The sequence below is a fragment of the Butyrivibrio sp. VCD2006 genome (genome assembly GCF_000423925.1).
Taxonomy (GTDB): domain Bacteria; phylum Bacillota; class Clostridia; order Lachnospirales; family Lachnospiraceae; genus Butyrivibrio.
In genome coordinates this window covers 248,748-264,492 of the sequence record NZ_AUIX01000001.1, presented here as the reverse complement: position 1 = coordinate 264,492, position 15,745 = coordinate 248,748, and the positions used below count along the sequence as shown (strand labels likewise).

Annotated in this window: 13 protein-coding genes and 1 tRNA gene; 12 read left to right on the top strand and 2 right to left on the bottom strand. The window is 42.4% G+C overall.

The annotated features are described in order from the left end of the window. The first annotated feature begins 48 nt into the window (after window positions 1–48). Complete coding sequence (locus G586_RS0101160; RefSeq protein WP_026526214.1) at window positions 49–1,392, top strand: sensor histidine kinase; 1,344 nt, start codon at window positions 49–51, stop codon at window positions 1,390–1,392. Between the two features lie 8 nt (window positions 1,393–1,400). Here G586_RS0101160 and G586_RS0101155 read toward each other — a convergent pair whose 3' ends face one another. Next, entirely contained in the window at window positions 1,401–2,393 is a 993-nt protein-coding gene (locus G586_RS0101155; protein WP_026526213.1) for a putative manganese transporter, read from the bottom strand. Between the two features lie 178 nt (window positions 2,394–2,571). Between G586_RS0101155 and G586_RS0101150 the strand changes: the two genes are divergently transcribed. From G586_RS0101150 to G586_RS0101120, 7 genes are all read left to right on the top strand, one after another. Beyond that, the gene (locus G586_RS0101150; protein WP_026526212.1) at window positions 2,572–3,570 is read left to right on the top strand and encodes a fibronectin type III domain-containing protein; all 999 of its coding nucleotides are present in this window, start codon (window positions 2,572–2,574) and stop codon (window positions 3,568–3,570) included. A 237-nt stretch (window positions 3,571–3,807) separates the two neighbouring features. Beyond that, the gene (gene sufC / locus G586_RS0101145) at window positions 3,808–4,587 is read left to right on the top strand and encodes a Fe-S cluster assembly ATPase SufC (protein WP_026526211.1); all 780 of its coding nucleotides are present in this window, start codon (window positions 3,808–3,810) and stop codon (window positions 4,585–4,587) included. Window positions 4,588–4,597: 10 nt separating this feature from the next. Beyond that, window positions 4,598–6,007, top strand: coding sequence for a Fe-S cluster assembly protein SufB (sufB, locus tag G586_RS0101140; protein ID WP_026526210.1), 1,410 nt, complete (start codon window positions 4,598–4,600; stop codon window positions 6,005–6,007). A 48-nt stretch (window positions 6,008–6,055) separates the two neighbouring features. Then, the gene (locus G586_RS24435; RefSeq protein ID WP_051204353.1) at window positions 6,056–7,219 is read left to right on the top strand and encodes a SufB/SufD family protein; all 1,164 of its coding nucleotides are present in this window, start codon (window positions 6,056–6,058) and stop codon (window positions 7,217–7,219) included. A 28-nt stretch (window positions 7,220–7,247) separates the two neighbouring features. Beyond that, window positions 7,248–8,468 carry an aminotransferase class V-fold PLP-dependent enzyme gene (locus G586_RS0101130; protein WP_026526209.1) on the top strand — a complete coding sequence of 407 codons (1,221 nt, stop codon included), beginning with the start codon at window positions 7,248–7,250 and terminating at the stop codon, window positions 8,466–8,468. A 97-nt stretch (window positions 8,469–8,565) separates the two neighbouring features. Then, on the top strand, window positions 8,566–9,027 hold the full coding sequence (sufU, locus tag G586_RS0101125; protein ID WP_026526208.1) for a Fe-S cluster assembly sulfur transfer protein SufU: 462 nt from the start codon (window positions 8,566–8,568) through the stop codon (window positions 9,025–9,027). A 168-nt stretch (window positions 9,028–9,195) separates the two neighbouring features. After that, window positions 9,196–9,864 carry a nitroreductase family protein gene (locus G586_RS0101120; protein ID WP_026526207.1) on the top strand — a complete coding sequence of 223 codons (669 nt, stop codon included), beginning with the start codon at window positions 9,196–9,198 and terminating at the stop codon, window positions 9,862–9,864. A gap of 414 nt (window positions 9,865–10,278) precedes the next feature. Here the strand turns inward: G586_RS0101120 and G586_RS0101115 are convergent. Then, a tRNA-Lys gene (locus tag G586_RS0101115) sits at window positions 10,279–10,351 on the bottom strand. Window positions 10,352–10,730: 379 nt separating this feature from the next. Here G586_RS0101115 and proS point away from each other — a divergent pair. From proS to G586_RS0101095, 4 genes are read left to right on the top strand one after another with little or no spacing between them, the layout of a single operon-like run. After that, window positions 10,731–12,167: a proline--tRNA ligase gene (gene proS, locus G586_RS0101110; protein ID WP_026526206.1), complete on the top strand. Its 1,437-nt coding sequence runs from the start codon at window positions 10,731–10,733 to the stop codon at window positions 12,165–12,167. 36 nt (window positions 12,168–12,203) lie between these two features. Further along, window positions 12,204–13,550, top strand: coding sequence for a CCA tRNA nucleotidyltransferase (locus G586_RS0101105; RefSeq protein ID WP_026526205.1), 1,347 nt, complete (start codon window positions 12,204–12,206; stop codon window positions 13,548–13,550). A gap of 45 nt (window positions 13,551–13,595) precedes the next feature. Next, window positions 13,596–15,497: a PEGA domain-containing protein gene (locus G586_RS24430; protein ID WP_051204350.1), complete on the top strand. Its 1,902-nt coding sequence runs from the start codon at window positions 13,596–13,598 to the stop codon at window positions 15,495–15,497. Then, window positions 15,494–15,733: an RNA-binding S4 domain-containing protein gene (locus G586_RS0101095; protein WP_022761750.1), complete on the top strand. Its 240-nt coding sequence runs from the start codon at window positions 15,494–15,496 to the stop codon at window positions 15,731–15,733. The genes G586_RS24430 and G586_RS0101095 overlap by 4 nt, the downstream gene beginning before the upstream one ends. Window positions 15,734–15,745 lie beyond the last annotated feature (12 nt).

The window sequence follows — 15,745 nt, the reverse complement described above, 5'->3', positions numbered from 1 at the left end:
TATTGTACTAAGGTGACTTTTGGTTCCTTTGATGAGGGGTGCTATACCATGGTAAAAAAACTCAGGCGCAAATTTGTCCTTACAGCTATGCTGTCACTGCTTCTGATAGTGATAGGGATAATAGGCGTAATCAATATTGTGAATTTCACGCAGGTTCAGACCGGTGCCGATGAGACACTGGATATACTTGCTGAGAATGATGGACTATTTCCTGATATGAATATTCTATTTCCGCCTCCGGAGGGTATGACTCCTCCTGATGGTGGTCAGGGCTTTGATTTTGATAATGAGGATATAAAGGACGGACCGGGGCCGTTTTTCGGAGCCCGGATGGCATATAACAGATCGCTGGAGATACCCTTTCAGTCCAGATACTTCTGGGTAAAGCTTAGTAGCGAAGGGAAAACCGGAGAAATAGATACATCACATATCGCGGCAGTTACATCCGATGAAGCAGTAGAGTATGCTGCTAAAGTCTACGCCAATAAGGAGAAGGAAAGAGGCTATCTTTCCGGACAATATCGATTTCTCATCCATGAAAATGATGATGGGTCATATCTGGTGCTGTTTATGGATTGCAGTGCCGGTTTTTATAATGCCAATAAGCTTCTTCTGATGACAATGGTTATTGGCATAGTTGCACTTATTGCAATGTTTATCCTTGTTTATCTGTTTTCCGGAAAAGCTGTCGCACCTGTTGTTGAATCCTTGGAGAAGCAAAAGAGATTTATTACGGATGCAGGTCATGAGCTTAAGACTCCTCTTGCGGTTATATCAGCAAATATGGATGTCATCGAGCTTGAGGCGGGGGAAAGTGAGTGGACCAAGAGCACTAAGAATCAGATTAAGCGAATGAACGAGCTTGTGAAAAATCTGCTGACGCTTTCCAGGATGGAAGAGGAGAATATAAACCTCGTCTTTTCAGATGTGAACTTAAGCCCTGTTGTGGAAGACAGTGCAACATTTTTCGTTGCTGTCGCTGATTTTAAAAAGGTCAGATATGACAGAAAAATCCAGGATGATATACATATAAACGGAGATAAAAATTCCGTTCAGCAGCTATGTACGATTTTGATAGATAATGCGATGAAATACACTCCCGATGAAGGAAATGTAAATGTGACATTATCCGGAGATGAAAATACCAGAAATGCGATCCTTGAGATTTCCAATACCTGCGAGGCAATTCCTAAGGGGAATCTGGACAGATTGTTCGATCGTTTTTACAGAGGAGAGACATCCAGAAGCCGAAAGACAGGTGGCTATGGCATAGGACTATCGGTTGCCCGGGCTATAGCTACTTCCCACGGAGGTACTATTGAAGCAAAAACTGAGGGAGACAATACTATGAGATTCATAGTAAAGATCCCCCTCATGAAAAAGTCATTATAAAGTTTTAATCACACCACAATTCCTAGAAGATCAAGAATAAATCCAGTCAAGGTACCGATAATGTATAAAATAGCTGTTATTTGTACATTTCTCACGGTACCTTCATTTACTCTGTAGAGAATCAGAAGGCCCACGCCTGCTCCAACCAAAAGCCCGGACATCATAGAGCCAAAGGTTATGATTCCGTTTAAGTAGAGCTCTGTTATAACGATGGAGGCTGCACAGTTGGGGATAAGTCCAACGATACCCGCTACTCCATGGCTTAAAACGGCATTATACTGAAGAATACCTGCAAGCGTATCTTCACCGACAAATTCAATAAGAGCATTTAAAAGCAGTGTAAATATCAGAATGTAGATAAAAATGTGGATAGTGTGTATAAATGCTGAATGAAGGATGTTTCCGCGACCATCATGTGAATGATCGTGCGATGAATGCATTTCCTGTGCGACAGTAGCTTTTGTAATTACATCCTTTTTATCAGATTTACCTCTGTGTGCGGAAATCTTTGGAGTATCCTCTTCACAGTGGCAATGTTCTCTTTTACAGAGCTCATCGATCTTCATTTTTTCGATTGCGGCTCTTTTTTTCCATCTGCGATACCTTTTAATAACAAGGTCTATTAAAAATCCATAGAATACACCGAATACAGCTTTCATTCCGATAATTTTTATCATTTTCGGTATCGGAACCTGAGCGGATATGAAAAGCGGAACCATCTCATCTGAGGTAGAAAGGTATATGGCGATGAGCGTTCCAAGAGTGATAACTCTTCCGGCATACAGGTTTGATGCGGCAGCAGAAAATCCACACTGCGGAAATGCACCGAACACGCCTCCAAAAAGGGGACCGAATTTCCCGGCCTTTTGTACCATCTCCTCGGTCTTCTCGCCGGTACGGTGCTCAAGATACTCCATTATCAAATATGTAACAAACAGAAAAGGCAGAATCTTAAGTCCGTCTGCAATAGTATCTTCTAAAACTGGAATCCAGAAACTCATAAATTATCTCCAATGTAAAAATGCTTATAATTACGTATATTTAATCATTTTAACGGTAGTTTTGCAAATGAGGGCCTATACTGTTAAAATAAGCACTAAGGCAAAATTGAATAAGAACATTATTACTGTGAATTTATGTGAGGGGAACGCATAATTCGCAGCACGGAGGAAAAGGGGAATGAGAGAAAAGTTTTTTAGGGGTTCTGGCTTAATGCTTGGAATAGTTGCTTTCATGGCGCTCATAGCCTTTCATGGCATAGATGCCAAGGCAGAGATTAAGCAGACTAAGGCCACTGATAATTCAATCACTATCACATGGAATGACAAAACAAAAGCGGGATATTATCTTGGATACAGTGATCTTGAGGATTCTGCCCAGGCAACAGAGGCAGCACGAACCATGGCTCTTTCCAAGATGAAATCTCTTCGCTATGCGAAAAAATATACTTTCAGTAAGATAACACCCGGAACAAGATATGTTGTCGCTATAGCATTCAAGGATTCTACAGGCAAATTTGATACTACTACTGCCGAAGTAAGAACTCTTCCGCAGGCAGTTACAGGCCTCAATCAGGAAAAATGGTACAGAGAGCTTAAGAGCTGCCGTGTCAGATGGGATAAGCAGGCAGCAGCCCAGGGATATGATTACAAGTTCATGGATATGAAGGGAAATGTCATTGAACAGGGTAGTACTACGGATACTTCGTTTGTGGGAAAAGTTGTCAATAACAAGATTTATACAGCCTCGGTTAAGGCTTATAATGTTATTGGTGGCGTAAGATATGACAGCGTGTGGAGTGAACCTGCATATCTGATAACACAGCCTGCAAGGAAAAAGTCTCAGTTTGTCAACTTTGACCTGAATGCAAAGGTCAGCGGCGGCAAAATGAAGATTTCCTGGGAAAAGGTTAAGGGACTTGACGGATACAAGGTCTATGTTGCTACAAAAAAGAATGGCTCATTTGTTGAGGCAGCAAAAGTAAAGGGAAGCAAGAATTCATGCACGATAAAGAAAATCGGTAATAAAAAGCTAAAGAAGGGTAAAACCTACTATGTATATGTACAGGGCTACAAGGTAGCAGGTGGAAAAACATATACATCCGGCCTTAATTATATTACTGCAGTAAAAGGAAGCAAGCATACACCGCTCTGGGTAGGTGTAGACTGGAAAATGTAAACCTTAAAAGCTATTGCCGATATGGGGCAATAGCTTTTTCTTATTGCCAGACTACAGAAAATAGAGAGAATAACTATCTTGTTGCCATATTTTGCTTTTGCTAATATAATACCGAGTAATTTACTAGGAATATTTAGGAACTTAACGGTATTCCAACTTTTCCTTAATATATGCTATAATAATTCGGATTGTGTGCAAATGTAGCACTATTTAATTGTTTTTTAAAGGAGTAATAACATGTCAGAACAGTCATTATTGCAGGTTAGAGATCTTTCTGCATCAGTTGAGGATCTGCCGATTCTGTACAATATAAACTTAGATATCAAGGCAGGTGAGACCCATGTTCTCATGGGACCTAATGGTGCCGGAAAATCAACACTTGGTTACACTCTTATGGGTAATCCTCACTATAACGTGACTAGTGGACAGATACTGTTTGACGGACAGGATCTTACAAATGAATCCGCTGACAAGAGAGCTAAGGCAGGTATGTTTTTATCATTCCAGAACCCGCTTGAGGTTCCCGGAATATCTCTTGGAAGCTTTATTAGAAACGCATATCATGAGCAGACAGGTAAGCCTGTAAAACTCCTTCAGTATAAGAAGCAGCTTGGCGAAGCTATGGAGCTTTTAACTATGGATGGAGAATATGCTGACCGTGATCTTAACGTAGGCTTTTCCGGCGGTGAGAAAAAGAAGGCCGAGATTCTTCAGATGCTCATGCTCAATCCCAAGCTTGCAATCCTTGATGAGACTGATTCAGGTCTTGACGTTGATGCTGTAAGAACCGTTTCGAAGGGTATTCAGGAATACCAGAAAAAGAAGGACGGAGCGCTTCTTATCATTACACACAGCACCAAGATCCTTGAGTCACTTCATGTTGATTACACACATGTACTTGTAAAGGGACATATTGTGACGACAGGCGATGGAAGTCTTGTTGAAGAAATCAATGAGCATGGTTTTGAAAAATATGTTAGATGTGAAGGATGCGATGGCTGCAGCCCGCTGAAATAAGGTAAAACAGATGAGTGAAAATAATAAGGCGGTCGTTGATATTGACCGCAGTGTCTATGACATAAAGGATGTGGAGAACGAACAGGACTTCTACCGCATGGAGGATGGTTTTACCGAGGATATTGTTAGGAAGATATCTGAGGAAAAGCACGATCCGGAGTGGATGAGAGAGTTCCGTTTAAAGTCTCTCAAAATATATAACGAGCTCGAAATGCCCGATTGGGGTCCGGATACAGACGGACTTGATATGAATCTCATTTCATCCTATGTAAGATCAAAGTCTGACATGAAGGGAAAATGGGAGGATGTTCCGGAGGATATAAAGAATACCTTCGAGAGACTTGGTATCCCGGAAGCAGAGCGTGAATCACTTGCAGGTGTAGGCGCTCAGTATGACTCTGAGCTTGTATATCATAACGTCAAGGATGAGGTTGCTGCCCAGGGCGTAGTTTATACAGATATGGAGAGCGCGCTTACAGGAGAGTACGCTGACATGGTTCATGAGTATTTCATGAAGCTGGTGCCTCCTACAGACCACAAGTATGCAGCTCTTCACGGTGCTGTATGGTCCGGCGGATCATTCGTATATGTTCCCAAGGGAGTTAAGGTGGATATTCCCCTTCAGTCATACTTCAGACTGAACGCTGCAGGTGCAGGCCAGTTCGAGCATACTCTTATAATTGTTGATGAAGGAGCAGACCTTCACTTTATCGAAGGATGTTCAGCTCCTAAGTATAATGTAGCCAACCTTCATGCAGGCTGCGTTGAGCTTTTTGTAAAGAAGAATGCCAGACTCAGATACTCAACAATTGAGAACTGGTCCAAAAATATGTACAACCTTAACACCAAGAGAGCTCTTGTTGAGGAAGGTGCACGAATGGAGTGGGTTTCAGGTTCATTTGGATCCCATACATCCTACCTGTATCCTATGACAATTCTCAAGGGCGATCATTCCAACATGGAGTACACAGGTATCACTTTTGCAGGAAAAGGACAGAACCTTGATACCGGAGCTAAGGTTATACATCAGGGAAAATATACATCTTCAGTAATATCGACAAAGTCTATTTCAAAGTCAGGCGGAATCGGTACATATAGAAGTTCGGTAACGATTAACAAAGAAGCGAAGCACGCAAAGACTTCTGTTTCTTGTGATTCACTTATGCTTGATTCCATATCCAGGGCGGATACTATTCCCGGAATGGATATCAGAACTAACGATGCTGATGTAGGACATGAAGCTAAAATCGGAAGAATCAGTGATGAGGCTGTCTTCTATCTTATGTCCAGAGGACTTTCAGAGGAGGATGCGAGAGCACTAATCGTAAGCGGTTTTGCTAATCCTGTTTCTAAAGAGCTTCCTTTGGAATATGCGGTTGAGATGAACAATCTGATCAAGCTTGAGATGTCCGGAGGCTGATACACCGGTACTTAAATAATAACAAAGTGACGCGTATAGGATATAAAAATGGATTTAAAGATGAAAGTCAATCATCTCCCTGCACTGACTTATCGCTTTTTAAAGTCTAATGACAGCGAGATAGATGCAAAAGATTTATATATTGAAAATACAAAGACTCCCGATCCACTGGATATTCCGGAAGGGGTATCTGTAAAAAGTGATGCTTCGGAAGATGATATTCGCGATATTTTTGCAAAGGTAAATGCGAAGATAGAAGCGAAGAAGACAGATATTCCCGGACCTAACGGCGATACAGCACCGCTTAATGACGCCCAGACTGTTCGTACAGGAATGGGAGTAGAGATAGACAAGCTCATGAATGAGATGAATGTCAAATCTCTTGTGATCACTTCTGAGGAAGGTCGTAAGGTAACTGAGCCTGTTCATATTAAATATGACCTTAAGGATGGCGACTGTACTCTTGGAAGCCAGGTTATTTATGCTAAAAAGGATTCCGAGATAACGGTTATCATGGAATATGATTCAGAGCCTGAGGGTAAGGGATTTCTTGGACTTCAGACAAGACTTCTTGCAGAAGAGGGAGCAAAGATCAACCTTGTAAAGGTTCAGATGCTGAGCGAAGGCTTTATTCATTTTGATGATATTGGAAGTGTCTGCGATGACAATGCCAGTGTAGATACAATAAACATGCAGCTTGGCGCAGGTAACACCTGGGGAGGAAACAGAACAGCACTTCTCGGAGATGCCAGCACATTTGATAATCACACAGGATATCTGTGTAGAAATAAGCAGAGCTATGACATGAATTATGTTGCCGATCAGATGGGCAAGAAAACTCAGTCAAACATGATCTTTAGAGGTGTTCTTCTTGATGAGGCAGTTAAAACCTTCAGAGGAACTCTTGATTTTAAAGCAGGAAGCGCCGGTTCTGTAGGAGATGAGCAGGAGGATACACTTCTACTTAGTCCTGATGTAATTAACAGAACTATGCCGGTTATTCTTTGCGGCGAGGAGGACGTTGACGGACGTCACGGCGCCTCCATCGGTCAGCTCGGTGATGATACGCTTTTCTATATGGAGAGCAGAGGTATTGACGAGGAAGCCGCTAAAAAGCTGATGATTCGTGCACGCATGGAGTCAATTGCACGTATGATTCCTGATGAAGCCATTATTGTGCGCATTCAGCAGTTCATCAGAACAATAATTTAAATAGGATGAAGGTCTAAGGAGATACAACATGCCAACACCTGAAGATTTCCGAAAGGATTTCCCCATCTTAAACAAAGGGGATTACATATATTTTGATAATGCAGCTACATCTCAGAGACCAAACGTGGTTGTGGATGCCATAAAGGATTTTTATGAGAATTCTAATGCGAATCCTTTAAGAGGGCTCTACGACTGGAGCGTGGATGCTACAGACAGATATGAAAAAGCAAGAAAGACAGTAGCAGAGTTTATCGGTGCATCTTCTGAGGAAGAGATAATTTTCACAAGAAATACAACAGAATCTATGAATCTTGTGGCTTACAGCTATGGCCTTGAGAATGTGCAAGAGGGCGATGAAGTTGTTATTACTGTAATGGAGCATCACAGCAACATCCTTCCCTGGCAGATGGTTACTAAGCAGAAAGGCGCAAAGCTCATCTATTTGGAGCCCGATGAAGAGGGTGTAATTACAGAAGCTGAGTATAAGAGCAAAATTACAGACAAGACAAAAATCGTTTCAATCGGTCACGTTTCAAACGTATTTGGTGTGACCAATCCTGTTAGGGAAATCGCTGCTTACGCCCATGAGAAGGGCGCTACAGTTATTATGGATGGTGCACAGGCTGCGCCTCATATTCCTGTTAATGTACAGGAGCTGGGCGCTGATTTTTATGCTTTCTCCGGACATAAGCTCATGGGACCAATGGGAATCGGTGTATTGTATGGACGAAAAGAGCTTCTTCTTAACATGAGGCCGTTCCTTACAGGTGGTGAGATGATAGAGTATGTCACCAGAGAAGATGCCACTTACGCAGAGCTTCCTCACAAGTTTGAGGCGGGTACTGTAAATGCGGCAGGTGCAGTTGGACTTGAGGCTGCTATAAAGTATTTACAGAATGTTGGATTTGACTTTATAAAAGAGCAGGAAGAGAAGCTTACAAGACGAATCATGGAAGGCATGAAAAAGCTTCCTTACATCAAGATTTATGGATCATCTGATCCTGAGAAGCACAGCGGAATCGTAACATTTACGATTGACGGAGTTCATCCTCATGATATATCATCAGTACTTAACGATGATCATGTGTGTGTAAGAGCCGGACATCACTGTGCCCAGCCTCTCATGCAGTTCATCGGGGCAGGATCAACTGCCAGAGCCAGTGTATACTTCTACAATACAGAGGAGGAAGTGGACAGATTCCTTGAGCACCTGACTAAGGTACGTTCTGTAATGGGGTATGAGGACTGAGGTTCATACTATGAACAAAGGAATAAATATAAGCCTTCCCACTTTTAGGGGGAAGGTGGCACAAAGTGCCGGATGAGGGTCTAGAAAGGCAACAATAATGGATTTAAAAGGACTTTATAGAGAAATAGTTAACGAGCACAATCTTCGTCCTTCTCACAAGGGAGAGATGGAGAATCCGGATCTGGTGCTCAGAGGTGTCAATCCCAGCTGTGGAGATGACATAACATTGCAGCTTAAGGTAGTAGATGGCGTTATCGATGATGCTATGTTTAAAGGCTCAGGATGCGCTATTTCACAGGCTTCTGTAGATATGATGGCAGATCAGATCATCGGCAGATCAAAAGAGGAAGCAATTAGGCTTGCAGGAACCTTTATGGGAATGATAAAGGGTGAGATCAAAGATGAAGAAGAGCTCGAGGAACTCGACGAGGCAACAGCTCTTCAGGATATAGCACATATGCCGGCGAGAGTTAAGTGTGCGGTTCTTGGATGGAAGACAATGCAGGAGATGCTTGAACACCCCGAGAAGGCAGGAGATGTAACAACTGAAAAAGAATAATGATGATCTTGAGATAACTATGGGCTGTGTACTAATGTACATGGCCTATTTTATGTGCTGAATATATTGAAAGGTTTTAAGTATTGATTTTTGTAAGAGAGAGGCTTATTATAACTTTATAAATTGCACACAATCAAATAGAGATAAATATTAAAATGGGAGGATAGAATGGATATAAAACAGGCTATTAAAGAAAGACATAGTGTCAGGCAGTATTCTTCTGATCGTATTGAAAGTGATATTCGTATAAAACTTGAGAACCTTATACGAGAATGTAACAATGAAAGCGGTCTTCATATTCAGCTAATAACAGATGACCCTGAGTGCTTTGATACAATGCTTGGCCATTATGGGAAGTTTTCCGGTGTGAATAACTATATTGCACTGGTAGGCTCAAAGAATCTCTCAAATCTTGATGAGCTTGCCGGCTATTATGGTGAAAGAATTGTCCTTGAAGCTCAGATGTCAGGACTTAGGACATGCTGGGTTGCCGGAACCTTTGGACGAGGCAAGTGCAAAGCAGAAATTGATGCAGGAGAGAAGCTTGTCTGCGTAATATCTATAGGATATGGCTTAAATGATGGTGCAAACCACAAATCAAAGGATTTATCGAAGCTTTGCGGTGTAGCTGAGAAGGATATGCCATCATGGTTTAAAGAGGGGATAGAAGCAGCTCTTCAGGCCCCTACAGCTGTGAATCAGCAGAAGTTCTTTATCAATATTGATGGAGAAGATGCGGTGATTAAAGCAGGATTTGGACCGCTTACGAAGCTTGATCTTGGAATTGTAAGATACAATTTTGAGGCTGCATCAGGACATAAGTGCAGGACGGTGTGAGTGGGGAAGGCACAAAAGAAAAGATAATTTACTCCGCCCGCAAGATTCGAAATTCGCTGCGCGAATTTCGAATTTATGCGGCATTGTACGCGCCGGGGAAGCCATGCCGACAGACTCGGAACCGCTTCGCTTGTTCCTCGTTGTCGCGGCGTTCGCCGTATAAAAAAGAAGATATATATAATTCTTAGCGAGCAAGCAATGAGTTGCTTTAATCCGCCCGCAAGATTCGAAATTCGCTGCGCGAATTCCTCATTTACGCGGCATTTGCCGCATAAATTGAAAAGAGTAGTGCTATCACCTATGGTAAGCAAGCTTCCCTCGGTGATAACTCTACTCTTTTCATCTTGCGTGGCTCATTTTAACACGAAAAAAAGTACCGCCCCATGGGATATACCCACAAAACAGTACTCGGCGTGCGCCTCCAGGGGCTCGAACCCTGGACACCCTGATTAAGAGTCAGGTGCTCTACCAACTGAGCTAGAAGCGCTTGGTTGTGCGATTTGTTTCGCGCTGTCTTAACGACAAAAGCTATATTACTACGGTTGTTTTAATAATGCAAGCATTTTTTTAAAAAATTTTCAAAATTTAAACAATTTTTACATAGAGTATCGAAATTCATTAGATTTTAGCAGACTTTAACGCTTAAGAAAAATAAAAAGTTTCCACAAAATTTTCAAAAAAATATGCTAGGATTTATAAATCATAAAAGATTTTGGTAAAAAAGTCTCGAAAAAATTTTTATTTGGTAGTGAGTTTTTTGCTGTTGGACACTGGTCCGGATACGTTGACAAGTGGTCAGTTTACGCATTATCATGTAACAAACTATGTGATTTTTTAACATTTATATACAGAGGAGAAGTGGAAAAATGGCACAAGATCAGAAAAAACTGGTTTCAGAGATCACCTCTATGGATGAGGATTTTACACAGTGGTATACAGATGTGTGTATCAAGGCAGATCTTATAAGCTATTCTAATATTAAGGGATGCATGGTAATTAAGCCTGCAGGATATGCTATCTGGGAGCTTATTAGAAATCACCTGGATGCGAGATTTAAGGAGACAGGTGTTCAGAATGCGTACCTTCCTATGTTCATCCCTGAATCACTTCTTGAAAAAGAGAAGGATCATGTCGAGGGATTTGCTCCCGAGGTTGCATGGGTAACACACGGAGGAACAGAGCCTCTTACAGAGAGATATTGTGTACGTCCCACATCAGAGACACTATTCTGTGACTATTATAAAGGGGAGATTCATTCCTATAAGGATCTTCCGCAGGTACTTAATCAGTGGTGCAGCGTTGTTCGTTGGGAGAAGGAGACACGTCCTTTCCTTAGATCAAGAGAGTTCCTTTGGCAGGAAGGTCACACAGCTCATGCTACTTTTGAAGAGGCTGAGGCGCGCACACAGCAGATGCTTAATGTATATGCTGATTTCCTTGCTAATGATATGGCTATTCCCGTTATCAAGGGACAGAAGACTGAGAAGGAGAAGTTTGCAGGCGCGGAGGCTACTTATACTGTAGAGGCTCTTATGCACGACGGAAGAGCTCTTCAGTCTGCAACCAGCCACAACTTCGGCGATGGCTTTGCCAAGGCATTTGATATTCAGTACGCAGGTAAGGATAACAAGCTTCATCATGTATTCCAGACTTCATGGGGTGCTACTACAAGACTTATCGGAGCTATGATCATGGTTCACGGTGATAATTCAGGTCTTGTACTTCCTCCGAGAATTGCTCCTGTGCAGGTTATGATCATTCCGATTCAGCAGAAGAAGGAAGGCGTTCTCGAGACAGCAGGAAAGATGCTTGAGGCACTTAAGGATTTCAGAGCTAAGCTTGATGATTCCGACAGAAGTCCGGGATATAAGTTCTCTGAGCAGGAGATGCGTGGCATTCCGCTTCGTATTGAGATCGGACCTAAGGATATTGAGGCAGGTAAATGCGTTCTTGTTAGAAGAGACACAAGAGAGAAGATAGAGTGCGCAATCGATGAAGTAGCAGCTAAGGTGGGCGAACTTCTTCCTAAGATCCAGAAGGATATGTATGAGAGAGCTAAGAATCACCTTGATACTCATACGTTTGCAGCAACAACAAAAGAAGAATTTGAAGAGGCCTTTAAGGAGACCAAGGGCTTTGTAAAGGCAATGTGGTGCGGAGACAGAGCTTGTGAAGATAAAATCAAAGAAGATTATTCAGTAACAAGCAGATGTATTCCTTTTGAACAGGAAAACCTCGCAGGTACATGTGTGTGCTGCGGAAAGCCTGCAACAAAGATGGTTTACTGGGGCAGAGCATATTAAAAAAGAGACGATAATAAAGTTTTGAAAAGTAAGGATATTATAATCAACATACCAAAACCGGCTAAGGAGATCCTGGATAGCCTTCATGAAGCAGGATATGAAGCCTACGTTGTAGGGGGCTGTGTCAGGGACAGTATACTGGGCAGAGAGCCCGGGGACTGGGACATCACAACCAGTGCCAGACCTGAGCAGGTTAAGAAAATATTTGGACGGACAATAGACACGGGAATTGCCCATGGTACGGTTACAGTAATGATGGGCAAGGAAGGGTTTGAAGTAACCACCTACAGGATTGACGGCGAGTATGAGGATGGCCGTCATCCCAAGGATGTGACATTTACAGCAAGTCTTGTTGAGGATTTAAAAAGGAGAGACTTCACAATTAATGCCATGGCCTACAGTGAAGAGGAAGGCATAATTGATGAGTTTGACGGACTCCTTGATATTGAGAAAAAGACTATAAGATGCGTAGGGGATCCTAAGGAACGCTTTACAGAGGATGCCCTTCGTATGATGAGAGCTGTAAGGTTTGCAGCGCAGCTTGGCTATACCATTGAGAATGACACCAGAGAGGCTATAAAGGAGCTTGCACCCACACTTACAAGAATAAGTGCTGAGAGAGTGCAGGTTGAGCTTGTAAAGCTTCTTACTTCACCCAATCCCGGAAAAGTGCGCGAGCTCTACGAGACAGGTATTACAGGAGTTGTGATGCCTGAGTTTGATAAGTGTTTTGAAACTTTACAGAATAATCCGCACCATGCGTATAACGTAGGAGAGCATATCTTAAAATCGATAGAGGCAGTTGAGGATACCAAGGTTCTCAGACTTACAATGCTTCTTCATGATATTGAAAAGCCATCCTGCAGATCTACGGATGACGAGGGAGTGGATCATTTCTATGGCCATGCTGAAAAGGGAGCAGAAACTGCAGTGGCTATACTTAGAAGGCTTAAGTTTGACAGAGATACAATGGATAAGGTCAAGCAGCTTGTAAAGCACCACGATTATCGATTCCCTGCTGAGAAGAAAAATGTCAGGAAGGCTGTTAATAAGATAGGGGAGGAGCTTTTCCCTCTTTATCTTGAAATCAAAAGGGCCGATACGATTGCGCAGAGCGATTATTTAAAAAAAGAGAAATTTGAATGGATTGATAAGATCACTGAGTTATATGAAGAGATTTTAAGAGATAATGAGTGTCTGTCTCTTAAGAGTCTTGCTGTTAATGGCAGAGATCTTATAGAAAAGGGTGTGAATCCCGGCAAGGAGCTGGGTGATATACTCGCAGCAATGCTTGCGGATGTTCTGGAGGAACCTTCGCACAACACTAAGGAATATCTGCTTAGTGATACTGTTTTTACCGGATTTAGGAAAGGGAAGGTCTAAAGTTACGGGGTAATTTCCGAAGAATATTCGGAAAGGGGGAAGCTTATGAAAAAGAACATAAGAAATTTTTTCATATTGCTGTTTGCACTTGTTCTTGCATCCTTGCAGCCTATGTATGCATACGCTGCTGAGGATGTGGTTATTGAAGAGAACAAGGTCAGAGTCTCTCTCCTTGGTAAATATGATTCAGCGGATACGGCATCTGTTAAGCAGATAAATACTTATTCCAGGACTATTCAGTTCAGAAATCATGATGTTGGAAAAAATTATACACTTAGCTACGACAACACCACTTTGATCTATGATATTCACGGAAGACCTATGTCTGCATCTCTTCTTGAGGTTGGACAGGTTGTGGATATTACGTTTTTAAAGGGGACGAAACACCTTAACTCCCTTGTGATATCTAGTGAAGCGTGGGTGGAGACGGATGTAGTGGATTTTGATCTTGTCAGAGGAGATGAGACTGCAAAGATCAATGGCACAGTTTTTCATATTACGCCCAAAACCCTGATAGTTTCAGAGGGGCAGTCAATGAATCCCGAGGATATCCTTGCTACGGATACGCTCAGAGTTAGTGGCATGGATAAAGAGATATACAGCATTGTGGTAACGAGGGGACATGGATATGTAAGTCTGTCTTCCGATACTGTCAATGACAGAAGTCTTGTGGGTGCCTGGATCGAGCTTGATAAAGAAGTTATACGCAAGATAACGCCCAATATGCTGATAAGTGCGCCTGAGGGTAGCTACAATGTAAGCATCAATGGTAATGGTGCCAAGTTTTCATCAGAGATAGTTGTTAACAGAAATGAAGAGACTGTTATTGATACGAGCGTTGCTGAGGTAGAAAGAATAAAGGAGGGTAATGTAACCTTTATTGTGACTCCCAGTGATGCCAGGGTTTTTGTTGATGGACAAGAGGTCCTTAACGAAGTGCCTCACAGCTATACCTATGGTAAGCACAAGCTTCATGTAATGGCGGAAGGCTATGAGCCTCAGGACCATATTCTTAAGGTTGCACAGAAAGATGCAACGCTGTTTATCGATCTTGTGGCTAAGGAAGGTACTAACTCCTCTGAGGAGGGAGAGGTTTCTTCCGGGGATGCTTCGACTGAATATGCTACTGACTATTCATCAGATTACTCCACTGATTATTATCCGGATTATTCTTCTTCGTACTCATCTGATGACACAGGTTCAACAGCTTCAAGTGCAAGTACTTTTTGGAGTAGTGAAAATGCATCAAATACAGCATCAAGCAGATCTCCTTGGACCAGTTCATCTGCTAAGAGCACCTCAGCAGATGCGTCAGCAAGTAAGACGGCATCTGTAGATCCCGGTGCTGCAGCAACAAAGGCACCTTCGGATAGTTCATCCTCCGGAAGTACAGGAAATAAAGGATCGGATGCTTCTTCGACGAGCAGCACCTCTGATGGAAATTCCGGAACGGATAAGAATCTGGTAAGCGGCTATAAGGTAACCTTTGATGCGCCTATAGGTGCAGAGGCATATCTGGATGGCAATTATGTGGGAATCATGCCGGTAAGCTTTGCAAAAACTTCGGGTCAGCATATGGTGACTCTGCAGAAAAATGGGTATGAAACAAAGAGCTATACAATTTATATAGACAAAGAGAAGTCGAATGTAACGTATACATTCCCTGAGCTTGTTGAAGTGAAGAAGCCTGATGAGTCTCAAAGTGGGGATTCTGATAACAGCGGCAGCAACAATACCGGTGATTCAGGCAATACCGGAGATAACGGTAATGCGGGTGATTCCGGTAATACCGGCGACACAGGAAACACCGGAGATAATAGTGATGCCGGGGACACAAGCGATAATAGCAATACCGGTGATAATGGTAATGCAGGGGATACAGGAAATAGTTCCGAAGGTACAGGTGATGACACCGGATCTGAGGAAGTAAGTGGAGGACAACCGTGAGATTAGATAAATATTTAAAAGTAACCAGGCTGATTAAAAGAAGAACTGTTGCAAATGAAGCCTGCGATGCGGGAAGAGTAATGATAAATGACAGAGTTGCCAAGGCAAGTACTGATGTGAAGGCAGGCGATATCATAGCCATCAGCTTTGGCAATAAGGATGTAAAGGTAGAGGTTCTTGATGTAAAAGAGACCATCCATAAAGAGGATGTATCATCGCTTTACCGTTATATATGATAAGCGTGGATT